We start from the raw sequence: 20,096 nt of genomic DNA, 5'->3' as shown, positions 1-20,096 counted from the left end.
TCGCGCAACTCCAACCTAGAATGCAGCCACAAGCTGATAAATAACGGGGGACCATTCGTGAGCAAGTCTTTGAAAGAAGCCAGCCGCTTCGCACGCCCAGCCATCGCCGTCGCAGTCGCGTCGGCACTATCCATCCTGGCGAGCAGCACCGCATTGGCGCAAACTGATACCGCAAACAGCAACAGCAGCAACAGCAGCACCGCAACGCGCGCACCGGAAGAACCGTCGGATGCGACCACCGTGATGGTGGTCGGCACGCGCAAATCGGTTGCCTCGGCGATCGACCGCAAGATCCGCAACGCCACCGTATCCGACTCCATCGTCGCGGAAGACGTCAACCAGTTCCCGGACAAGAACGTGGGCGAAGCACTGTCGCGCATCACCGGCGTGCAGCTGACGCGTGACTTCGGCGAGGGCACGCAAGTGTCGATTCGCGGCGTTGAGCCGGACCTGAACCGCATCGAGATCAACGGCATGTCGGTGCTGGCCACCAACGGCACCGCCGGTCGCGGCGCCGAGCTGCGCGAACTGGCCTCCGAGCTGATCTCGTCGATCGACGTCTATAAAGGCACCACCGCCGACCTCACCGAGGGTGGCGTCGGCGGCACCGTGTCGATCCGCACCCGCAAGCCGCTGGACTTCAAAGAGATGACCATCGCCACCACGGTGTCCGGCGAAAACTCCAGCAGCCGTGGCGGCGTGCAGCCTCGCGGCAGCCTGCTGTGGGCCGATAAATTCATGGACGGTCGCCTCGGCATCATGGCCAACATCGTCTACGACAAAGTGCTGACGCAGAATGACTACAGCCGCAACACCAGCTGGCGCTTCCTGCGTGACTGGGACTTCTCGCCTGATAAGACCATCACCTCGTTGGATCCGACCGTGGCCGGCATCAGCACCCAGGCCGGCTGCTCGGCCAGCAGCCTGACTGCGGCGCAGAAGACCGCCTGCCTGTCGCAATGGTATGACTACAGCCCCGGCACCGCGCGTTACGGCATCTGGACCCGTGATCACAAGCGCTCGTCGGCCGAACTGACCGCGCAGTACAAGTTCAATAACGACCTGGTTGCCTTTGTCGGCTACCAGCGCAACGATCAGGACCAGCGCCTGAACGACCGTAACTACGGCACCGACTTCAGCGCCACCACGCGTCTGTCCAACGCCGGCACCGCACCAGTCTACAACACCAGCACCGGCAACGTGACCACCGCCGGCACCTGTATCGCGCCATCCACCACCACCACGCCGGCAGGCATGGTCGTGACCAACCACGTGGTGACCCAGTACACCGTCGGCAGCTGCGACTATGTATCCGGCGTCGGCGGCCAGGGCGCGTTCAGCACCTCGGCGCGTGACTTCCGGCTGAAGGTCAACTCCGACTACATCAGCACCGGCTTCAATTACAAGCACGACCGGCTGGAAGTGGAAGGCTTGCTGAACTCCTCGAAATCCAAGTACCACAATGAGACCAACTCGATCGTGCTGACGCAGAACGTGCCTGGCCTGGTGGTGACGCTGGACTCGGCGGGCCTGCCGCACTTCACCTTCCCGACCGGCTATTCGTCGGACAACGTCAACTCTTATGTGCAGGCGCAGTTGCAGTATCGCCCATATGAGACCAAGAACAGTGAAGATCAGGCCAAGGTCGACTTCAAGTACCGTCTGACCACGCCGTTCTTCAGCAAACTGTGGTTCGGCGCTCAGGCCCGCAAGGCCGACTCGCAACGTTATGACGGCGGTGGCTACCTGGTCAGCAATAACGGCACCACCAGCACCACGGACGACATCTACGCGGCGTCGGCCAACATCAATGCGACCGTTGTCTACGATCCATACAACACCACTGGCGTACTGCCGTCGGTCAGTTCCACGTACCCGAACGCCTTCTACACCACCAAGTACATCACGCAGGCGCAGATGGCATCGCTGATTGCGGCGGTGGCCGGCCGTTCGCCGGGCACCTTCTTCAGCGGCTACAGTGGCGTGAGCAATGTGCCAAGCAGCTGGCTGAGCCCCATCTACAACAACGCCACCCAGTACTTCGACACCTCGCACTTCAACTTCAATAACGTCTACAGTACCGTCGGCAACGACGGCAATACGTATCCGCAGATCCCGACCTTCAAGGTCAAGGAAACCATCCGCTCCGCCTATCTGCGGGCTGACTTTGATACCGAGATCTTCAACCGCAACCTGTGGGGTAATATCGGCGTGCGCTACACCGGCACCCGCGACAGCTCGACGGGCCTGAGCAAACTGACTGTGCGTACGCCGACCGGCGTCGGCACCAACTACACCGACACCGTCATCAGCAACAGCATCGTCAGCGTCGACAACAAGTACAACGACTATCTGCCGAGCGCCAATGCGATGATGTGGCTGATCCCCGACCAGTTCATGCTGCGTCTGGGCTGGGGCAAAGTGATGGCGCGTCCCGCCATCGACAAGCTGGTGCCGGGTGCATCGTGTATCCTCGGCAGCGGCGCCGCCGCAGTCGGTGGCGACGGCACCGACGATTGCACCGCCGGTAACCCGGACCTGAAGCCGTACCGCGCCACCAACAAGGATCTGAGCCTGGAATACTACCCAAGCGCGGACACCCAGCTGACGGCAGGCTTCTTCCGCAAGGAGATCGACAGCTACATCATCACCAAGGCCACCCGCTTTGGCGTCGACCTGTTCCACAACGGTGCGCTGTTCGACGTGACCGGTCCGGTCAACGGCCAGGGCGCCACCACCAACGGCGTCGAACTGACCTGGCGTCAAGCGCTGACCTTCCTGCCGAGCTATGCACGCGGCTTGGGTCTGGACATGAACTACACCCGCATGAACTACAAGTATGCGCCGGGTACTGCTCTGATCAATCCACTGGACGGCAGCGAACTGACTTACCCTGGTCTGTCGAAGAACAGCTACAACGCCGCAATCTGGTATGACCTGGGACCGATCAACGCCCGCGTGGCCTACAACTACCGCGATCGTTTCTACACCGGTACCTCGGACGTTTCCGGTTACCCGATCTTCACCCAGAAGACCGGTTACCTGGACGCGAAGATCCAGTGGCGCTACAGCAAAAACGTCACCTTCTCGCTGGAGGGTAAAAACCTGACCGACCAGGCGCAGACCACCGACAGCGGTGATCCATACCGCGTCGACGAAGTGGCATGGGCCGGCCGCCGTTACTTCTTCAGCGTCTCTGTTAAAAACTGATGAAACGACGTCTCTTTGCAATGTGGGTGATGTGCTGCGGCGCCGCCGCGGCACTGGCCCAAACCCTGCCGGCGGCGGTGAACACCGACCCGGCGCGGGCGCAGGTTGTGCTGCCCGAACCGGCCAATCCCAAGCTGCCGTCGCTGATTCTGATCGGCGACTCCACCGTCCGCAATGGACGTGACGACGGCCAGGGTCTCGGCCCGGCGGGTCAGTGGGGCTGGGGCAATCCGCTGGCGGCGCTGTTCGACACCACGCGCATCAATGTGGTCAACCGCGCCGTTGGCGGCTTGAGCAGCCGCACCTACCTGACCAGCGGCCATTGGGAGCGCACGCTGGCCTACATCAAGGCTGGCGACGTGGTGCTGATCCAGTTCGGCCACAACGACAGCACTGCGATCAATGACAACAGCCGCGCGCGCGGCACCATCAAGGGCGTGGGCGACGAGAGTCAGGAGATCGACAACCTGCTGACCGGCCAGCACGAAACGGTGCACAGCTACGGCTGGTATCTGCGGCGCTTCGTGGCCGACATCAAGGCGCGCGGCGCCACCGCCATCATCTGCTCACCGATTCCGCGCAAGCGCTGGGATGAACAGGGTCGCATCGTCCGCGACGGCGCGTCATACGCCGGTTGGGCAGCGCAGGTGGCGCGCCAGCAGCAGTTGGGCTTTATCGATTTGAACGAGCAGGTCGCGCGCCAGTACGATACGCTTGGCCACGACGCCGTCATGCAGCTGTTCCCGCAGACCACGCCGGACGAGCATACCCACACCAACTGGGCCGGCGCGGAACTCAACGCCCGCACCGTGGTAGCGAGCTTGAAGGCGCTGCGGGAGGCGCTGCCGTTCAGCGCTGCCGGCCAGGCGATAGCGGCGCTGGAAGACGATAGACCGGTGGTCGATGCCGCCAAGGTCACAACCGAGAAGCCGCTGAATGCGGCTTTGCCCACTTTATTCCTGGTGGGCGATTCCACGGTTAAAAGCGGTGGCGCCAATGGCGCCATCGGCTGGGGCGAGCGCATCGCCCCGTTCTTCGATGCGAACAAGATCAACGTCGTCAACCACGCTATTGGTGGCCGCAGCAGCCGCACCTTCTACACCGAGGGACGTTGGCAGCGCGTGCTGGACCAGCTCAAGCCGGGCGACGTGGTCGCCATCCAGTTCGGCCACAACGACGGCGGCCGCATCGGCGATCCGGCCATGAAGGGCCGCGCCTCGGGCAAAGGCATCGGCCCCGAAACAGTGGAAGACATCAAACCTGACGGCAGCAAGGAACAGGTCCACACCTTCGGCTGGTACATGGCCAACTACGTGGCCGACGCCCGCGCCAAAGGCGCCGGCGTGATCCTGCTGTCGCCGGTGCCGCACAAGGACGCGTGGGAGCAAAGCCGCGACTTCGCCAGCTTCGCCGCATGGGACCAGGAAGTGGCGCAGAAAGGCGGTGCGCGCTTTGCCGACCTGACCATCGTCATCAGCGACGGCTACCGCGAACTGGGCGCGCAGACCGTCGGCAGCTACTTTGCCGACGCCCGCACCCACACCAACGAAGCAGGCGCCGTATTCAACGCCCAAAGCGTGGTGTCAGCCTTCAAAGGTTTGCAAGGCAATCCACTGGGCGCCTACCTGTCGCCCGAAGGCCAGAAAATCCCAGCCGCCGACCTGAAGCCGCTGCCGCCACAATCGGCAGAAGCGCGCTAGATTCTATGCTGCTGAATTGAGTAGCATCAGCATATCAAGGGAAATTCGAGCATAGAGTTGTACCTCCGTTGGGACCTAGGTGCTCGCATGAGAATGCGCCAGAGAGAAACTGCGCAGTATCGTTATTACGACGATGGCGGGCCTGGACGCGGAAATTGTACATGGGGAATTGGTACGCTAGCGCATAGAGGCCCATGTACGACGGAAGAGTTGTCGATGCCGGTTAGCGCGGAAAAGGTCGAGATAACTTTTTCGCAAAAGGTCGCAGAGGCCGAGCGGGTGGTTCGCAAGCGTGTGCTTCGTCAGGCACTCAACCAGGAGCAGTTCGATGCACTGGTGAGTTTCACGTTCAATGCTGGTCAACGTGGCGCCGAGAGCGTTCTGGCGAAAGTGGATAAAGGCGATTTCAAAGGCGCGGCCGTGGGTATATCCCGAACGATCTACATTACAGTAAGAACCAGGAAAGGAACCAAACGTGTGGTCGCTCGTGGCCTGATATCGCGCAGAGCCGAGGAAAGCGCACCCTTCCGCGAAGCTAAGAACTAAAGCTGAAGTTCTAGGGAGAATGAACTATGAGACGGCATGACATGCTTCGTCGACCTCGCCCGATGACTCTCGTTTTAATGGCTTGGCTGGTCATTTCTTCTGCAAGTGCCTGGTCTGGTGACGATAGTGAGCCCGTGATCGCGAATAACTCAGACATCTACGGTCTCTGGCGCATTGTCAAAGTCGTTGGCGTAGCCGACATCGCAGCTATGTCGGACAGAGAGGCGCGTGCCCTGATCGGAAAACCGGTGGAAATTGGGAAACGCGCCTTCGTCTTTGGCGGCGAGAAGTGTGAAGAGCCGACCTATGAACGAATTACTCGGGATCTTGTACAATCATTCCGCGAGGAGAGTCATGCAAGCGTGGCCGGCATGGGGCTCCCTGATCCAGTAACGTCTGTTGATGCCCGCTGCACGCATATATTCCTCAAGCGCCCCGGTGTCATTGTCATCCACTGGAATGGCTACTACTTCGACGCTGTAAGGCGTGGCGGTAAAAGGTAGGGCGGCAAGTATTCAGCCGCCGCCATTTAACCCGGACCGCCACCGCCCGGGAAACCACCACCGCCGCCACCTGGGAATCCACCACCACCCGGACCACGACCACCGCCTTCGCCTTGCGGGCCACGGAACATATTGCCGCCGTTGCGCAGGCGCTGGTCACCGGTCACGCCACCGAAGCTGTAGCTGAGCGCAAGGCTGTAGACCCGGCCCGCCTGGCGGCTGTAGCTCTCCGATTGCACCGTGTCCGAATACTGGATCTGGTGATTCACATTGCTGTTGAACAGATCGCGGATGCTGGCGCGCAGCGTCAGGCCGGGCGCGAAACGCCAGCTCCAGCCGGGATTCACTTGCCAGCTGGAGTCGACCTGATTCAGGCCGATCAAACGCTTGCCGTTGTAATTGGCATTCAGCTGGAAGCTATGATCGCCGATGTTGTACTGCGCGCGCAGTTGCACGATCTTGGGATCGGACACCAGCTCATACTCCCTGCTGTAGCGCGTGCCGTCGGCGTTGTACTGGGTGGCCAGCACCGACTGCGTTAAATGCTGAAGATTGACCGTCGCGCCGAAATTCATGGTGCGGTCAGGGCGGGCCTGGACGTTGATGCTGACGCCATTGGTGGACTTGGCGCCGTAGTTCACCGACTCGGTGATGACGATGGCGGTACCCGGCACCGGCGTCAGCGCACGGCCGATCAGCGGCGAATCCTTTTCGCGATACGGCGTGATGGTGTAATTCAGCCAGCCCCACTTGTCATCATATTTGATCTCGTACTTATCGCCATTCATCGGCGCGATGCGCGGATCGCCGACTTTGTAGCTGGTGTCGCTGACATACTGCACATAGGGGTTGATGTCATCCAGGCTAGGACGCGTGATGCGCCGCGTGAAAGCACCAGTCAGTGTGGAGTTGCCCAGCTCTCCCCAGGCGTATTGCACAAACATGCTAGGCATCAGTTTCTTGCTGCTGTCGCTGGCCGAGTTGCTCTGGTTGATGTAATCGATGCTGCGGTTGACCACCTCGTAGCGCATGCCCGGCTTGATGGTCCAGTGATCGCTTAGTTTTGCGTTGGTGGTGAAGTAGGCCGCATACGAACGCTCGGTGGTCTTGAAGGCGCTGGCACGGTTGACATCGATGACTTCCTCGCCGGTGATCGGATCGATGTTGAAGTAATCGGCGTCACTGCGGCCAGTGTTGATCCCCGCCTTCATCCCGGCCGTCACCAGCACCATTGGCGTCAGCGCCTTGGTGTAGTCCATGCTGAATTCACTCAGATGGCTGGTGGTGTTATTCCCGTTCAGGAATTGCGGACTAGGTCCGGTCGGCGGCGTGATGGTATAGCTGTTGATGTTGCGGCTCTCGCCATCCTTGTCGTTGCCCGAGGTACGAAAATCGTAGTTCAGCTTATCGGTGCGATTGAACTTCTGCTCGTAGGTGAGGGCTAACTGATAAACCGTCAGATGGCTATCGCCACCACTGCGCTGCCGGTATTGCTGGTACGGCGTTGGCTGGCCCTGATAGATCACATAATCATTCAGCGATTCGTTTTCGCTGTTGTTACGGTTGTAGTTCAGCGCCACCCTCAAGCGATCAGTTTCACCGACGTTGTAGGTAAAGGTCGGATTCAGCATGAAGATGTTCGAGTCTGAGTGGCTCGAACCAACGCGCTGAGTGGAGGAGCTGGTGCTGCCGGTGTTGGTCAGCGAATTGCTCCAGCCGGTGCGCTCGGTCACGTTGCGGTTGAAGCCAGCCTGTCCCTCCAACTGGTAGCGGCCTTCGTTGTAGCTGCCGACGATGGAAGTGGTACGACGCCCATCCGGACCAAAGCCGGCGCTGACCGCGCCCTGGCTGCCTTTCGGCCGCACGCGGCGCGTGATCAGATTCAGGATAGGACCGCCGCCGCCCTCGGAACCGAATTCCGCGCCCGGCACGGTGATGACCTCCACGCTTTCCAGCGCCTCGGCCGGGTAGCTGTTCAGCGCATCGCCCGCATTCGCGCCCGAGAACATGGCCGAGCGTTTGCCGTCGACGAAAATCTGCGTGTTCTGGTTGCCGCGTATGGCGACCTTGCCATCCTGGTCTACCGTCACATTCGGCACGTTGGCGATGACGTCCGCCGCCGATGCCGCCGGCGTAATCACTTCCTGCTTAAGGTCATAGACGGAGCGGTCAATCTGCTCATTCGGCCGCTGCGCCACCACCTCGATGCTTTGCATGCTGCTGTCGTCGGCCGGCTTGGCGTCGGGCTTCTTGTCGGTCTTGGCCGCCGTCGCGCTGACGGTGGCGCTGCTGTCGGCCGGCTTGCTCGCGGCCGGTGTGGCGGTGTTGGTGGTGGTGGCGGTGGCAGGAGTGACCGGCGCCACGGGCTGGGTCTGCGCCAACGCCGCCGCGCCGCTGCACAGCAGGGTCAATCCGGCCAGGCCGCCGGGGATTAGAGGGGTCTTGTTCATCACATCTCTGTTAATGGTTGATTGCTGTCTTGTAAATGGCCTGTTACATTCGGCCTTCAAAAAAAAATAGGCCGCAAGGATCACCAATGCGGCCGTTATTCAGTGGGCGGTCCCACACGTCAGTTCACCTTGCGGATGCTGTCTATCACCGCCTCCGGCACCGCGATCACGGTACCGTGGCGTATGCGCTGCGGCGTGCCTTCGTCCGGGAAGTGCATTTGCTGGCTCACATCCTCCCAGTGCTGCAGATCGCGTGAGCGCAAAGCGCCGTAGTGCTTATCTTTATAAGCATCATAATAAATAATTGTGTCTTCGCCAATCTGAATTGTGGTTGGACCTTCCACCCACACGCCCGGCGGCGAAATCGGCGCGCTCAGTTTTCCGAACGGGCCTTGCAGATCAGGAGCCTCGGCAATCTGCAGATACTTGCGCGGCGGGTTGCGCGTTTCATCCTTCACCAGCAGATAGTGCTTACCGTTCGCGCGCAGGAAGGTGGCGTCGATCACGCTGAAGCCGGGATCGTAAAACAGCTTGGTCGGCGCGTAGCTGACGAAATCCTTGGTGGTGGTGTAGTACATGCGGTGGTTGTACTTCTCTTCGGACGAACCTGCCGTCTCCGCAAACTTGCCCGGCACCGTGGAAGCCCAGAAGATCAGATACTCGCCGCGTTTGTCATCGTAGATGATCTCCGGCGCCCATGCGTTCAGCGTACCCGGCTCGCTCGCCATCACCGGAATCTGCTGCTGCTTCGACCAGTGCACCAGATCCTTGGACGACGCGTAACCGATATTGTTCTCCTGCCAGCCGCTGGTCCACACCATGTGATAAGTGCCATCCGGCCCGCGCACGATGCAGGGATCGCGCATCAGCTTCGCATTGCCGACCTCCGGCTTCAGAAAGCTGCGGCCCTGTCCCAGCTTGTCCCAGTGGTAGCCGTCCTGGCTGGCCGCGAGATGCAGGCCATCCTCGCCGTTGCCGATGAAGTAGGTGAACAGATAAGCGCTTGCAGCCGGCACGGCGGCATTACTCTCATCGCCCAGCGGCCGCTGATTGCTGAAGTTCGGGCTGGCCGGCACCGCGAATGACGCCACCGGATCGGGATGGGACGGATCGAAGTGACCATAGCCATCAGCGATATACGCCGCCACTGGCAGGCCGGCCTTCCGCAGCCCAGTCACCACCGCCTGCGCCAGCTCGTAGCTACCGTAGCTGTTGTGGTGCGTATTGTCGATGCGGCCCGGCTGCGGCTCGGCAAACGCCAGCTTCGACTGCTCCGGCCCCAGCGCCTCGTAAAACGGCTTGCTCATCGCGTTCAGATCGATGAAGGCGACGCCCAGCTCCTGTGCCGACTGGCGCGCGGCGTTGGCATAATCGATCAGCGAAGGCACCACCTTGCCGTTGGCGTCGAAGTTGCGGCGCTCCATCGATGAGATGATGACCGGCGTGCCACCATGCGCGCGGATCGCCTCTACGTGCGCGCGGATCTCGTCCTTGTAGGTGGTGAACGGGCCGCCCTTGCCATCCTTGATCTGTTTCTGGTCGTTGTGCCCGAACTGCATCAGCACCGTGTCGCCGGGCTTGAGGGCGCTGAGGATCTTGTCCAGCCGGCGGCGCGCCAATGAGTCGCGATAGGTTTCACCCGACTCGCCATGATTGGCCACTGCGATGCCCGGCTTGAAGAAGCGTGGCAGCATCTGGCCCCAGCTGTTGTACGGCTCGCCCGGCTGATCGCACACAGTGGAGTCGCCCAGCAGGAACAGCGTGGGCGCCTGCACCGGCGTGATATCGATGGCGCGGATGGCCGGATGGTCGCCGTTGAATTCCAGCGTCAGGCGTTGATCCCAGGCCCATGCTTCCTGCACGGTTTCGCGCGGCGACTTCAGGTCCACACGACCGGCCTTTACGCCCGCCACCGCCGGAATGCGCGGCGTGCGGACGTTGACGGTGAAGGTGCGTGTGACGCTGCCGCCTGGCGCCGTGGCCACCCGCTCCAGCATCAGCCGCCGAAGCTCGGCCTTGACGGTGGTGTTGGCGGCCTCGTTGCCACCCAGCGTAACTGTGACGTTGTAATTCCCCTCGGGGAGGTCGGCCGAGAAGAAGAATGGCTGATCGCTGGTGAGATAACCGGCAGTAGTGCGCACCACCGCTCCCGGCTCAAAGCCAAAGCCGCGCTGGCTACTGTACTCCATGTCCGGCCGTACCACGGTCTCGCCTTGCCGCGCCGTGCCGAACGTGAAGTGCCAACTGTCGGCGGCGGCAGCCTGCATGCTGGCTGCCGCCAGCGTGGCACAAAGAACGCCTCGTATCATTTGGCCTCCGGCAGATAATCGCCAATCAGCGCCAGGTTCTGAATCGCCGCCAGACCCCATTGCGCGGTATCGTTGGTGCTGATCCAGTCCACTTCCTGAATCGGATTCAGTACCGCCGGACCGTTGACCGCGATCGGTCGCAGCGGCTTGAGCGGATGCTCAAAGAACTCACCCCATGCCCGCCGCGCCAGCGCCGCATCCTTGGTGCGCGCCGCCGCGTAAGCAGTCAGTCGCGAATGCCCAACCCGCAGCACAGTGCTACCACCGTGCGGCATGCCGAGCGCGCGGATCTGCGCCGCCTTGTCTGCATTGAACAGCGTGCAGTATTGAATCCACGCCTTTTCGAAATCCTGCTGACCGGTGATGTCGATCAGCTCCGCGAAAACTTCCACCGCGCCGAACACCGAATTCAGATGGCTGGCGGCGACCTTATCACCGGTCATATTGTGCAGATGGCCGCTGTCCTGCTCATAGCCGGCGCGGTCGGCGTTGAAGAAGCCATGCGGCATGGCGGCGATGTCGCGCATGCCGGTCAACAGCTTGTCGCGATAGCGTTGATTGCCGCCGCGCTCCCATTCGGTCAGCCAATTGCCGGCCAGCGAACCCCAGTCGGTGCCGAAGCTGGCGCGCGCCGGATACTGTCCTTTCGGCGGCGCGTTGGCGATCTTGCGCACCGGGTCGGTGGCCTCCAGCTTGGCATCCGCATCCAGCAGTTCGCGCATGATGTCGCCGATCCGCTCATCGGCTGTGAGGAAGTAATAGAAGCGGCGATACACGGCGGCGCTGATGCGCAACTGCTTGGCGCTACAGCCCCAGTGCTGCACATTGTGGCGCGAACCGAGACCGGCGAAACGCCCGGAGTGATAGATATCGACCTCGCTGGTGTGCCGCACCATCGCCTCGGCCAGCCGGAAGATATCGGCGCGGCCGCTGCGCAGGAAGGAATACCACAGCCACAGGTCCGGCGACAGCTCCGAATTGTCCCAGGCATAGCCGCCGACGTCGTAGCGCCAGACGTGACGGTCCGCATCGTAGGTGTGCATGATGTCGCCGTAGTTCCAGAAACCGTACCAATGACGTTGCTCAACCTGGCCCTTGTAGAAATCGAAGCGGCGGTCCAGCTCATCCTCGATAGCCGTCTTGGCCGGCGTCGAACGGTCCGGCAGACTCCATAAACGGCCAAACACGCCGCTGGCCAACAGATGCGCGGGTGATGCCACCAACTGCGGCGGCGTTTGCACAGCGGCGGCAATCTGCACCATGCGCTCGCGGCTCGGCGTTGCGGCCAGTGCCCACAAGGTGATTTCGCTGCTGCGGGCGACGCCGTTCGGTGTGCCATAGCCTTTTTCGTAATCCTCGTAAGTGATGTCCAGTCCCTGCAGCTCCTGCTCGTGGGTCTCCATGCCCATGCCGTCGTGGTAGAAGCGCAGATCCATCGCCGGCGCATCCGGAGACCACATCCACAGCGTGACTTCGGCGCTGTCGGTCTGCGCATTGCGGATGTCCAGCCGGGTGGGATGTCGCTGCCAGAAATCGCGCAGGCCGAACGCCACGCCACCGCCGCTGCCACCGATATAACCGCTACCGGCGGCGCGCTTGCCCGCATCGGCATCGATCCAGCCGTGACCGGGCTTGGTGCGCTTGCGGATCTGGAAGCCATCCGCACTCAGTTGCGACAGCGTGTAGTCGCCCCACGCCGGCACCAGATGCAGCGCCGACGACACCCGAGTCGCCATCTGCGCCAGTGGAGGGCAGGGCAGGCCCGCCACCTGCGCCTCGCGGAACGCGGCACCGGGATCGCGACGCAAGCCTGTCAACCCCTGCACCGCTTCCGCCCACAGCCCCGGATGTTCGCCCGCAAAGCGCACATGACGGTCATACAGCGCGCCGCTGAGCGGCACGTCGAAGCGCACGCCCAGGCCACGGATGAAGTCCTGCTGTTCATCGCCATCAAACACGAAAGTGTGCATGATGCGCACCGACTCCGCGTCGGCGTACAAGTACAGTCGCAGCGAGAATGGCAACCACTGTCTGGCCGTTGTACTGTGCTTGCCATCGACCTTGATGACGCAGCGTACCGGGCCTGTCTGCTCGACTGTGACGGCGGTGATGGTGCTGCTGTATTGGTGCTGCGCGGTGTTGGCCGCTTCGGTGTCTGGCGTGTTGGCGGCTATCGCCACCAATCGGCCGTTACGGGCGATATCGCGGCCGTTACGGCTGATCGACTGAATCACCGCCTCGCCGCGTTTGGGGATGGTGCAGCGGATCACGCCAGTGTCGACCACGATCGCATCGGCGCGCTGTTCCAGCTTGAGTGTGTCGGTTGTGGCGGGGGGCTTGTCCACGGCGGCCAGACGCAGGCCGGAGGCCAGGCCGGCGTTGGCGGGCAGGGCGTGCGCGGTCCACTTGAGCGAACCGTCCGGCCACCAGGCCAGTGGCCACGATTGCATCGCCACCGGCTTGCCATCCGCTGTTGTGAGCGCGAACGCCTGCGTGGCGCGATGCTGCCCGCGCGGCCATGGCACGCCCAGAGTGGTGCCGGTGGAGATGGCCGGTGCAGCACCATCCAGCCAGCGCAGTGTGGCGTTGTCGATGACGGCATCGTGACGGGGCGTGTCGGGTGTGCTGGCTGCGGCCGTCATCATGACGGGCAGCGTGCCGGCGGCGGCGGATTTCAGAAAACTGCGTCGGCTCAGTGACATGGCATCGGGCTACTCGTTGTTGGGTAGCGAACGAGTATCGGGATTCCGAAATCCAGTGTCAACGGCCTACGCCATCTAATCACGACTCTGATTAAACCGCGCCTTATCTGGCGGGCAGGGACCAGATCTTGGCAAGTAACGTATTGTATCGCTCAAGATGTTGATCGGGATAGAAGTCGCTGGCCTGAACGCTCAATCCACCGCGCCAACTGGCCCAGCCGATTTCACCGAAATGATCGACCGGCCAGTCGTCCAGATGTTCGTGTTTGTCGTACAGGGCGGAGCTGCGCAGCACCACGCCATCGTTGGCGCCGGACAGCTTGCCTATCTCGGCGGCCAACTGCAGCAACAGCTGCTGCGAATTCATCGGCGCGACGCCCGCGATATTCATGTAATGCACACCGCCCGCATCCGGCGTCTTCTCGTTGAACGCCTGTGCGCGTGCGGTGGTTAGATCGGTCAGCGCGCCGATTTGCCTGGTCAGAAATGCCGGCGCCAGATCGTACAGCGCATTCGTCCCCGAGCGCACCATGTCCGCGACCGCCGAACCGCGATGCGGTGTGCCTATGGTGGTGAGCGACGTAATCCGTTGCGCAATATCGGGATAGCGATGCAGCACGAACCGCGCATCCAACCCACCCATGCTGTGCGCGATGATATCGACCCGGCCGGCGGGCAGACTGTCCAGACTCTGCGCCAGCAGCTTGCCGCGATCCTCAATCGCCTGCAACGGCGGCGTAGTAGGCGCCATGACGCCGATCCCAGACTTCTCCAAATGCACCTTCACGCCATTGAAATAATCAACCACCGGCCGAATCGGCAAAGCATGGGTGGGAAACAACTCAGAACCCACGCCCAGAATGCCGTGTACCAGAACGATCGTCGCCATGCCGCCTCCGTTTTCCATATCGATGAATGTAGTTCTGACGATAGATCTGCGATGCGATGAATGACTCTTAACTTAATCCCACTGATTTCGCAGCGAACAGATCACGTTCGCATTTTGAAAATCGCTGTGGGAAGATTTCCTTGAATTTGAGTAGATTTCGAATGCTCCAGTTCCGGACTTCCGCTAATTCCTCTGAGTCCATGTCGATGTCACCGTCGCGATAGATCGCAATTCGGCAAGCGCGGCGATTGTCCAGTCGTTCCCAGCTCAACTCGCTGCCGACCATCGCTGCGATTTGCTCTTTATCCTTGAACAGGCAGTCGAAGACCTCTTCATTTTTAGCTTTGTCGCCGCAATCGATGTACACCTCAACGCGTGCTTTGCCGCCTTGCGAGAAATTTGCAGAGTACTTATAGAGCTTGGAGTTTTCAGATGCGAACGTGTACCAGGCTTGTGGCTGCCCGGCGCGCGCGTTCGTGAAGTAGTGCTTTTCACGAAGCTCGTCGATCAGGCTCTGGAAGTAATTTCTATATTTCTCTTTCGTTTCAGATAGCTGTTGGCCTGATTCTGTTGTCACCAAAGGGGCTTCGCTTGGCATTGAAACGACGTTTAATATAAAGGCGGGCTTTGAATTGTCGATGCGGACCGCAGATGCCTCAATAGCGTATAGGCTTAAGGACTCTTTTAAATTCAGGTTGAGGAAATCAATGGCAGATTTATGCTCTGGCCGAATTGTTTCCGCGATCCAAACGACAGCGCCAGCGCCGAGTACAGACGAATATGTGAGCAGTTGCCCCAAGTGCTTATGATCGGTTCCGCCGAATTGGTTCTCAATGACGACCAGGCGATTACGGCCAAGATCACGGGCGATGATATCGGCGGAAAAATCTCCGGCAGATGCCTCGGTGGCGACCAGTTCCAGATCAGTGCCAAGCTTTTTTGCGAGAACATCGAGATTTTGGGCCAGCCACGGCGTGAAATGCGTCGCTTCACCGGGCCATAGGGATTTCAGGCTGACGTTTTGGATAGTACCGAGTTCCATCTAAATAAAGCCTTTCTTGTTTTTGCTGGTAGGGACAGGAAGTAAGTATGCCTTGTTGCTATCTTAACGGCAACATTCCAGATCGAGACTTGACTTCTTGTAAATCAACCCTAAAATCAGGGTGTGATTAAAGCGAGAGGTACGTCATGACCCACAAAACAGCCTTGACGCTCAGGGAAGCGGCTTTCGTCTTTGGGACACCCCTCAAGGAAATTACCCGCACCGTGGATGCGCATGCGGCCCTGTCGGTATCGAAAGTGATAAAGGGGAAGCAACGAGTGCGTCTGTTGGGGATGCCCGATCTCATGTATTTCCAGGCGCTGATTGATGTCGGCCATCTGTTGACGCCTGAAGGGCGATTTGAATTGCACCAAGCTTTTCTTGCCTCTCCTAAAGGACCGCTGGTTACATTCAATAAGTTCCAAATGCCAGTTAAGGATTTAAAGCGTCGAGTTGAAGAAAAACTGGAGGTGCTTCGCAGACTGAAAGATCAGGTTGAAGGCGATCCTGATGACCCCTTCATCAAGGGAACCAGCGTTGAGGTCTATCGTGTAGGTGCCTTGTTTGAAAACTACACGTTGCAGCAAGTCCAAGAGGATTATCCTGGGCTATCACTAGATCAACTGAAGGTGGCAAAGGAATTTTCAGAATCGATCCCCAAGAAAGGCCGTCCTTACCCCAAGAAATCAACCAAGCGTGTCCTTGCAGGATTGAACTTTGATGCTTTGGACGACCTTTCATCTCTATCGTTGCGACGAATCAACCAGCAACCGCAGTGACACAGAACCTCAAGGATTTTCGTCACCGGGGCATTGAGGTCCTTAACCCTTTCAATGACCCACCCGCCTTGTTTAACGATCCTGAGACAGGAAGTTGAGCGGGGAGGAGGCGAATACTAGAGCTTATCAGCAAGAAATGTAGATGCAAATGATTATCATTTGATATATCATGATGCGCCAGCCAGAAATCCCCACCACACCATAAAGGAGGTATCCAGCTAATAACAACGACGAAAAAAGTATATGACTGGATGCCCCAACCCTCTGCTGGCCCGGACCGCCTTGGCCTGCGCCATCTCCACCCTGTTCCTGGCCTCGGCATTTGCCCAGGAAAACAGCAACACCCCATCCCCAGCCCCACAAATCCTGCCGCAAGTCGACGTCACCGAGCAGGCAGAACCGGGCACAAGCACCACCATCAGCGGCGACGAGCTGGATCGCGCCAACAACATGAAGGACGTGGTGCGCAATCAACCGCTGGTGTCCGCGCCCGGCACCGCCGCCGGCACCACGCGCAACCGCAGCAGCTTCGACCGTTCCGGCACCACCGGCTATAACATTCGCGGCATCGAAGGCAACCGTGTCGGCATGGATGTCGATGGCGTGGAAATGCCGGATGCCACCACCCGTCCTTACGTCAGCCGGGCCGGCGTCAATACCTTTGGTGTCGGTCGCGACTTCATCGATCCGGAGATGTTCTCCACCGTGAATATCCTCTCCGGCACCACCTCGGCCAAGCGTTCGGCCGGCGGCATCGGTGGCGCGGTGAGCTTCAAGACCAAGTCGGCCGACGACTATCTGCGTGGCGACAAGACCTCTTACTTCGGCGCCAAACTCGGCTACGACTCGGCCGACCGCTCGTGGAACGAGAGCGTGACCGCCGCCGGTAAAAGCGGCAATCTGGACGGACTGATCAGCTATTCGCGCCGCGACGGCCACGCCACCCGCAACAACAGCGATATCGTCGACAGCATGGCGAACGACTGGAACTCGGACGCCTTGCTGCTCAAGGGCGGCCTGCGTATCGACGCCCGCAATCGACTCGAACTGTCGGCCGATTTATACCGCCGCAAGAACGACACCTTCTTCAACGGCTGGGACACCAATAGCACCACCATCACCGAAAATTCGCAGCAGCATAGCGACACCAGCCGCAACACGCTGCAGCTGACGCACCAATGGACCCCGAACTACGCCTGGATCGATCAAGCCGATACGCGCCTGTACTTCCAGAGCACCGATACCGAAGACACCACCGACACCACCACCTTGTCCACCAGCGCCAAAGTGCGCAATGTGTCCGAGAACAAGACCCGGACCTGGGGCGTGTCGAGCGTGGCCAGCAAGCGACTGGATCGGCACAACGTCAGCTATGGCATCAACGCCTCCACGCAGGACGTGGACCGGCCATGGAACGTCTCCGGCTACATGAAGCCGCAGCCCGACACCACCACCGTGCGCGCGGGCGTCTTCGTGCAGGATGACATCAGCTTCGACCTCGGCGGCCATCGCCTGATGGTGATCCCCGCCTTGCGCGGCGACTACGTCAAAATCAAGACACGTGATCTGGACAACTTTGTCTCGGGCGTACTGACGATCGCCGACGTGGAAAAGATGTACGGCAGCCGCAGCAACACCATCTGGAGCCCCAGCCTTGGCCTGAGCTACGACCTGACGCCAACCATGCTGGCGTACGCGCAATACAAGCGTAGCGGCCGCGCGCCATCGGCCGGCGAGATCTTCGGCTCCTGGAACCTGGCCAGCAACTACCTCACCGGCAACCAGTACGCGCTGGTCGGCAACCAAAATCTGAAAGAGGAAACCAGCGATGCCTTCGAAGTCGGCGTCAAGGGTAAGCCGACGCCGGGCGTGACCTTGAACTCGTCGCTGTTCTACACCAAGTACAACAACTTCATCGCCTACACTCGCTACACGCGCGCGCTGTATCCAAGCCTGTTCACCAATGTGCCGGCGCACATCGGCACCATCTACCAGGCCGAGAATCGCGACGATGCCAAGATTTACGGCCTCGAACTCAGCGCGCGGCTGGAGCACGGACAGTGGAATCCGCTGGCCCAAGGCTTTTACTCTACCTGGGCCATGGGCTTGAGCCGTGGCACCTCCAAATCCCACTACGACGGCGACAAGGACGTGCCACTCGATTCGGTGCTGCCACGCAAAGCCATCATCGGCGCCGGCTACGACGCGCCACAAAAAGCATGGGGACTGAATCTGACCGGCACCTTCGTCGCCGGCAAACAGGCAGTGGCGACCAATCGCGATGCCTACACCAACGCCGGCACCGCGCTGACCGATTCCACCACGGCGCTGTTCCGTGTGCCAGGCTATGCCGTGTTCGACCTGATCAGCTACTGGCAGATCAACAAGAACACGCGCCTGGATCTCGGCATCTACAACCTCGGCGACAAACGTTACTGGGATTATTCCAGCGCGCGCAATCTGCAACCGTCGGTTGCGCGTGACCGCCGCGATATGGAACTGCTGACCGAATCGGGCCGCACTGCGGCCGCGTCGCTGAACCTGGCGTTTTAACTTGTCCCGCCGGCCTGAGCAAGGCCGGCGGTTTTATTCACTTCTCATCAACAGAAAAAAGGGGCACACATGAAAACACAGAAAAGTCGTCTCGTCATCGCGGCCGTGGTTGCCGCGATGACGGCAACCGCTGCGGCGGCCGCAGCCGAAGGGCCGGCGGCGCCGGCGGGCGGTCATGGCTTGTCGGCATTCATCGGCGGCTACGACGCCAACCGCGACGGTGTGGTCACGCGCGAGGAATACGACGCGGTACGCAAGCAGCGCTTCGCGGCGGCCGACACCAATCGCGACGGCTGGCTGAGCGAAGACGAATACGTGGCCGAGTTCGAAGGACGCCTGAAGCAGCAGTACGCCGGCCGTGCCCAGGACGACAGCTACGCCGGCTCGATCAAGCAGGCCCATGTGCGCTTCAATATTCTGGATACCGATCACGACGGCAAGCTGACGGTGGAAGAAGAAAACGCGATCGCCGACAAAACGTTCAAACGGACCGACACCAATGGCGATGGCAAGGTCGATAAAACGGATGGAGAAAAATCATGAAACGCCCAATTTTGCTGCGCACCTTCATCGCCGCATCGTGCTTCGTCGCGCTGAGCGCGCATGCGCATACGCCATTCCTGCTGCCGAACAGCTTCGACATTCAGCCGAAAGAGATGATCGGCGTCGATGCCGGCTTCACCGAGAAATTCTTTGTGTCGGACGTGGCGTTTGGCGACACCGCATTTGTCATCGTCACGCCGGAAGGCGAGCGCATTCCGTTTGGCGACATCCACCAGTTCAAGCAACGCACGGTCGCCGAACAAAAACTGCCCGATGAGAAAGGCACCTATCGCCTCAGCACCGGCCCGCGACTGGGTGCCGTGTTCCGCACCTGGGAACGCAATGGCAAAGTCGAATCCGCGCGCGATCCACAGCAAGTCATTCCGGCCGATGCCAAGTTGCTGAGCCACTACCAGTCGCTGTCGATTTCCGAGGCCTATGTCACCGCCGGCAAGCCATCGACCAAAGCGCTGGCACCGGTAGGGAAGGGCTTGGAAATCGTCGCCGTCACCCATCCTAGCGATTTGTTCGTCAACGAGAAATTCAACTTTACCGTGCAATACGACGGCAAGCCGCTGCCGAATCAAAAGGTCAGCGTCTATCGCTCGCCGATGGATTTCGCCAGCCAGAGCACGGTGCAAAATGTGTCCACCGATGCGGACGGAAAAGTCGCCTTGCCGTTGACCAAAGCGGGCATTTATCTGGCGCTGATTCGCTATCAGGCACCAGCACCAGCCGGTGCCGCCGCGCCGATGTACGGTAACAACTACACCTTGACGTTCCGCGTATTGGATCAGTGATCGTGGTGACGCGAACTCGCTGCCGTGCCCAAACAGCCAGCGTCAAGCTGTAATGCCGTTAAGTTAAGCC

At 60.3% G+C, this 20,096-nt stretch carries 13 protein-coding genes; 8 read left to right on the top strand and 5 right to left on the bottom strand.

What is annotated here, in order from left to right; all coding sequences use genetic code 11:
* Positions 1 to 57: 57 nt before the first annotated feature.
* From GJ699_RS15705 to GJ699_RS15690, 4 genes are all read left to right on the top strand, one after another.
* The gene (locus tag GJ699_RS15705) at positions 58 to 3,210 is read left to right on the top strand and encodes a TonB-dependent receptor (protein WP_371867570.1); all 3,153 of its coding nucleotides are present in this window, start codon (positions 58 to 60) and stop codon (positions 3,208 to 3,210) included.
* Positions 3,210 to 4,910 (top strand): rhamnogalacturonan acetylesterase, encoded by a 1,701-nt coding sequence (locus GJ699_RS15700; RefSeq protein ID WP_154377814.1) that lies wholly within the window; start codon positions 3,210 to 3,212, stop codon positions 4,908 to 4,910. Before GJ699_RS15705 ends, GJ699_RS15700 begins: the two co-directional genes overlap by 1 nt.
* An 87-nt stretch (positions 4,911 to 4,997) precedes the next feature.
* On the top strand, positions 4,998 to 5,456 hold the full coding sequence (locus tag GJ699_RS15695) for a glycoside hydrolase family protein (protein ID WP_154377812.1): 459 nt from the start codon (positions 4,998 to 5,000) through the stop codon (positions 5,454 to 5,456).
* A gap of 62 nt (positions 5,457 to 5,518) precedes the next feature.
* Positions 5,519 to 5,959 (top strand): hypothetical protein, encoded by a 441-nt coding sequence (locus tag GJ699_RS15690; protein ID WP_154377810.1) that lies wholly within the window; start codon positions 5,519 to 5,521, stop codon positions 5,957 to 5,959.
* A 26-nt stretch (positions 5,960 to 5,985) separates the two neighbouring features.
* Here GJ699_RS15690 and GJ699_RS15685 read toward each other — a convergent pair whose 3' ends face one another.
* The 5 genes from GJ699_RS15685 to GJ699_RS15665 all read right to left on the bottom strand — a co-directional run bounded on the left by GJ699_RS15685 (position 5,986) and on the right by GJ699_RS15665 (position 15,351).
* A complete protein-coding gene (locus GJ699_RS15685; RefSeq protein ID WP_154377807.1) occupies positions 5,986 to 8,409 on the bottom strand; it encodes a TonB-dependent receptor domain-containing protein in 2,424 nt (807 codons plus the stop codon).
* A 119-nt stretch (positions 8,410 to 8,528) separates the two neighbouring features.
* On the bottom strand, positions 8,529 to 10,718 hold the full coding sequence (locus tag GJ699_RS15680; protein ID WP_195763555.1) for a GDSL-type esterase/lipase family protein: 2,190 nt from the start codon (positions 10,716 to 10,718) through the stop codon (positions 8,529 to 8,531).
* Complete coding sequence (locus tag GJ699_RS15675; protein WP_154377805.1) at positions 10,715 to 13,420, bottom strand: exo-rhamnogalacturonan lyase family protein; 2,706 nt, start codon at positions 13,418 to 13,420, stop codon at positions 10,715 to 10,717. The genes GJ699_RS15680 and GJ699_RS15675 overlap by 4 nt, the downstream gene beginning before the upstream one ends.
* Positions 13,421 to 13,523: 103 nt before the next feature.
* Positions 13,524 to 14,309 carry an esterase/lipase family protein gene (locus tag GJ699_RS15670; protein ID WP_195763554.1) on the bottom strand — a complete coding sequence of 262 codons (786 nt, stop codon included), beginning with the start codon at positions 14,307 to 14,309 and terminating at the stop codon, positions 13,524 to 13,526.
* A gap of 67 nt (positions 14,310 to 14,376) precedes the next feature.
* Positions 14,377 to 15,351, bottom strand: a complete 975-nt coding sequence (locus GJ699_RS15665; RefSeq protein WP_154377800.1) for a DUF4268 domain-containing protein — start codon at positions 15,349 to 15,351, stop codon at positions 14,377 to 14,379.
* Positions 15,352 to 15,497: 146 nt separating this feature from the next.
* Here GJ699_RS15665 and GJ699_RS15660 point away from each other — a divergent pair, with 146 nt between their 5' ends.
* From GJ699_RS15660 to GJ699_RS15645, 4 genes are all read left to right on the top strand, one after another.
* Positions 15,498 to 16,130, top strand: coding sequence for a DUF433 domain-containing protein (locus GJ699_RS15660; RefSeq protein WP_154377798.1), 633 nt, complete (start codon positions 15,498 to 15,500; stop codon positions 16,128 to 16,130).
* A 243-nt stretch (positions 16,131 to 16,373) separates the two neighbouring features.
* On the top strand, positions 16,374 to 18,683 hold the full coding sequence (locus tag GJ699_RS15655; RefSeq protein ID WP_154377796.1) for a TonB-dependent hemoglobin/transferrin/lactoferrin family receptor: 2,310 nt from the start codon (positions 16,374 to 16,376) through the stop codon (positions 18,681 to 18,683).
* Positions 18,684 to 18,752: 69 nt separating this feature from the next.
* Complete coding sequence (locus GJ699_RS15650; protein ID WP_154377794.1) at positions 18,753 to 19,226, top strand: EF-hand domain-containing protein; 474 nt, start codon at positions 18,753 to 18,755, stop codon at positions 19,224 to 19,226.
* Positions 19,223 to 20,026, top strand: a complete 804-nt coding sequence (locus tag GJ699_RS15645; RefSeq protein WP_154377792.1) for a DUF4198 domain-containing protein — start codon at positions 19,223 to 19,225, stop codon at positions 20,024 to 20,026. The genes GJ699_RS15650 and GJ699_RS15645 overlap by 4 nt, the downstream gene beginning before the upstream one ends.
* Positions 20,027 to 20,096 lie beyond the last annotated feature (70 nt).

Origin of the sequence: Duganella guangzhouensis (assembly GCF_009674535.1) — a bacterium.
GTDB lineage: Bacteria > Pseudomonadota > Gammaproteobacteria > Burkholderiales > Burkholderiaceae_D > Rugamonas > Rugamonas guangzhouensis.
The sequence above is the reverse complement of the archived record's forward strand: the minus strand, read 5'-3'. Positions and strand labels throughout refer to the sequence as shown.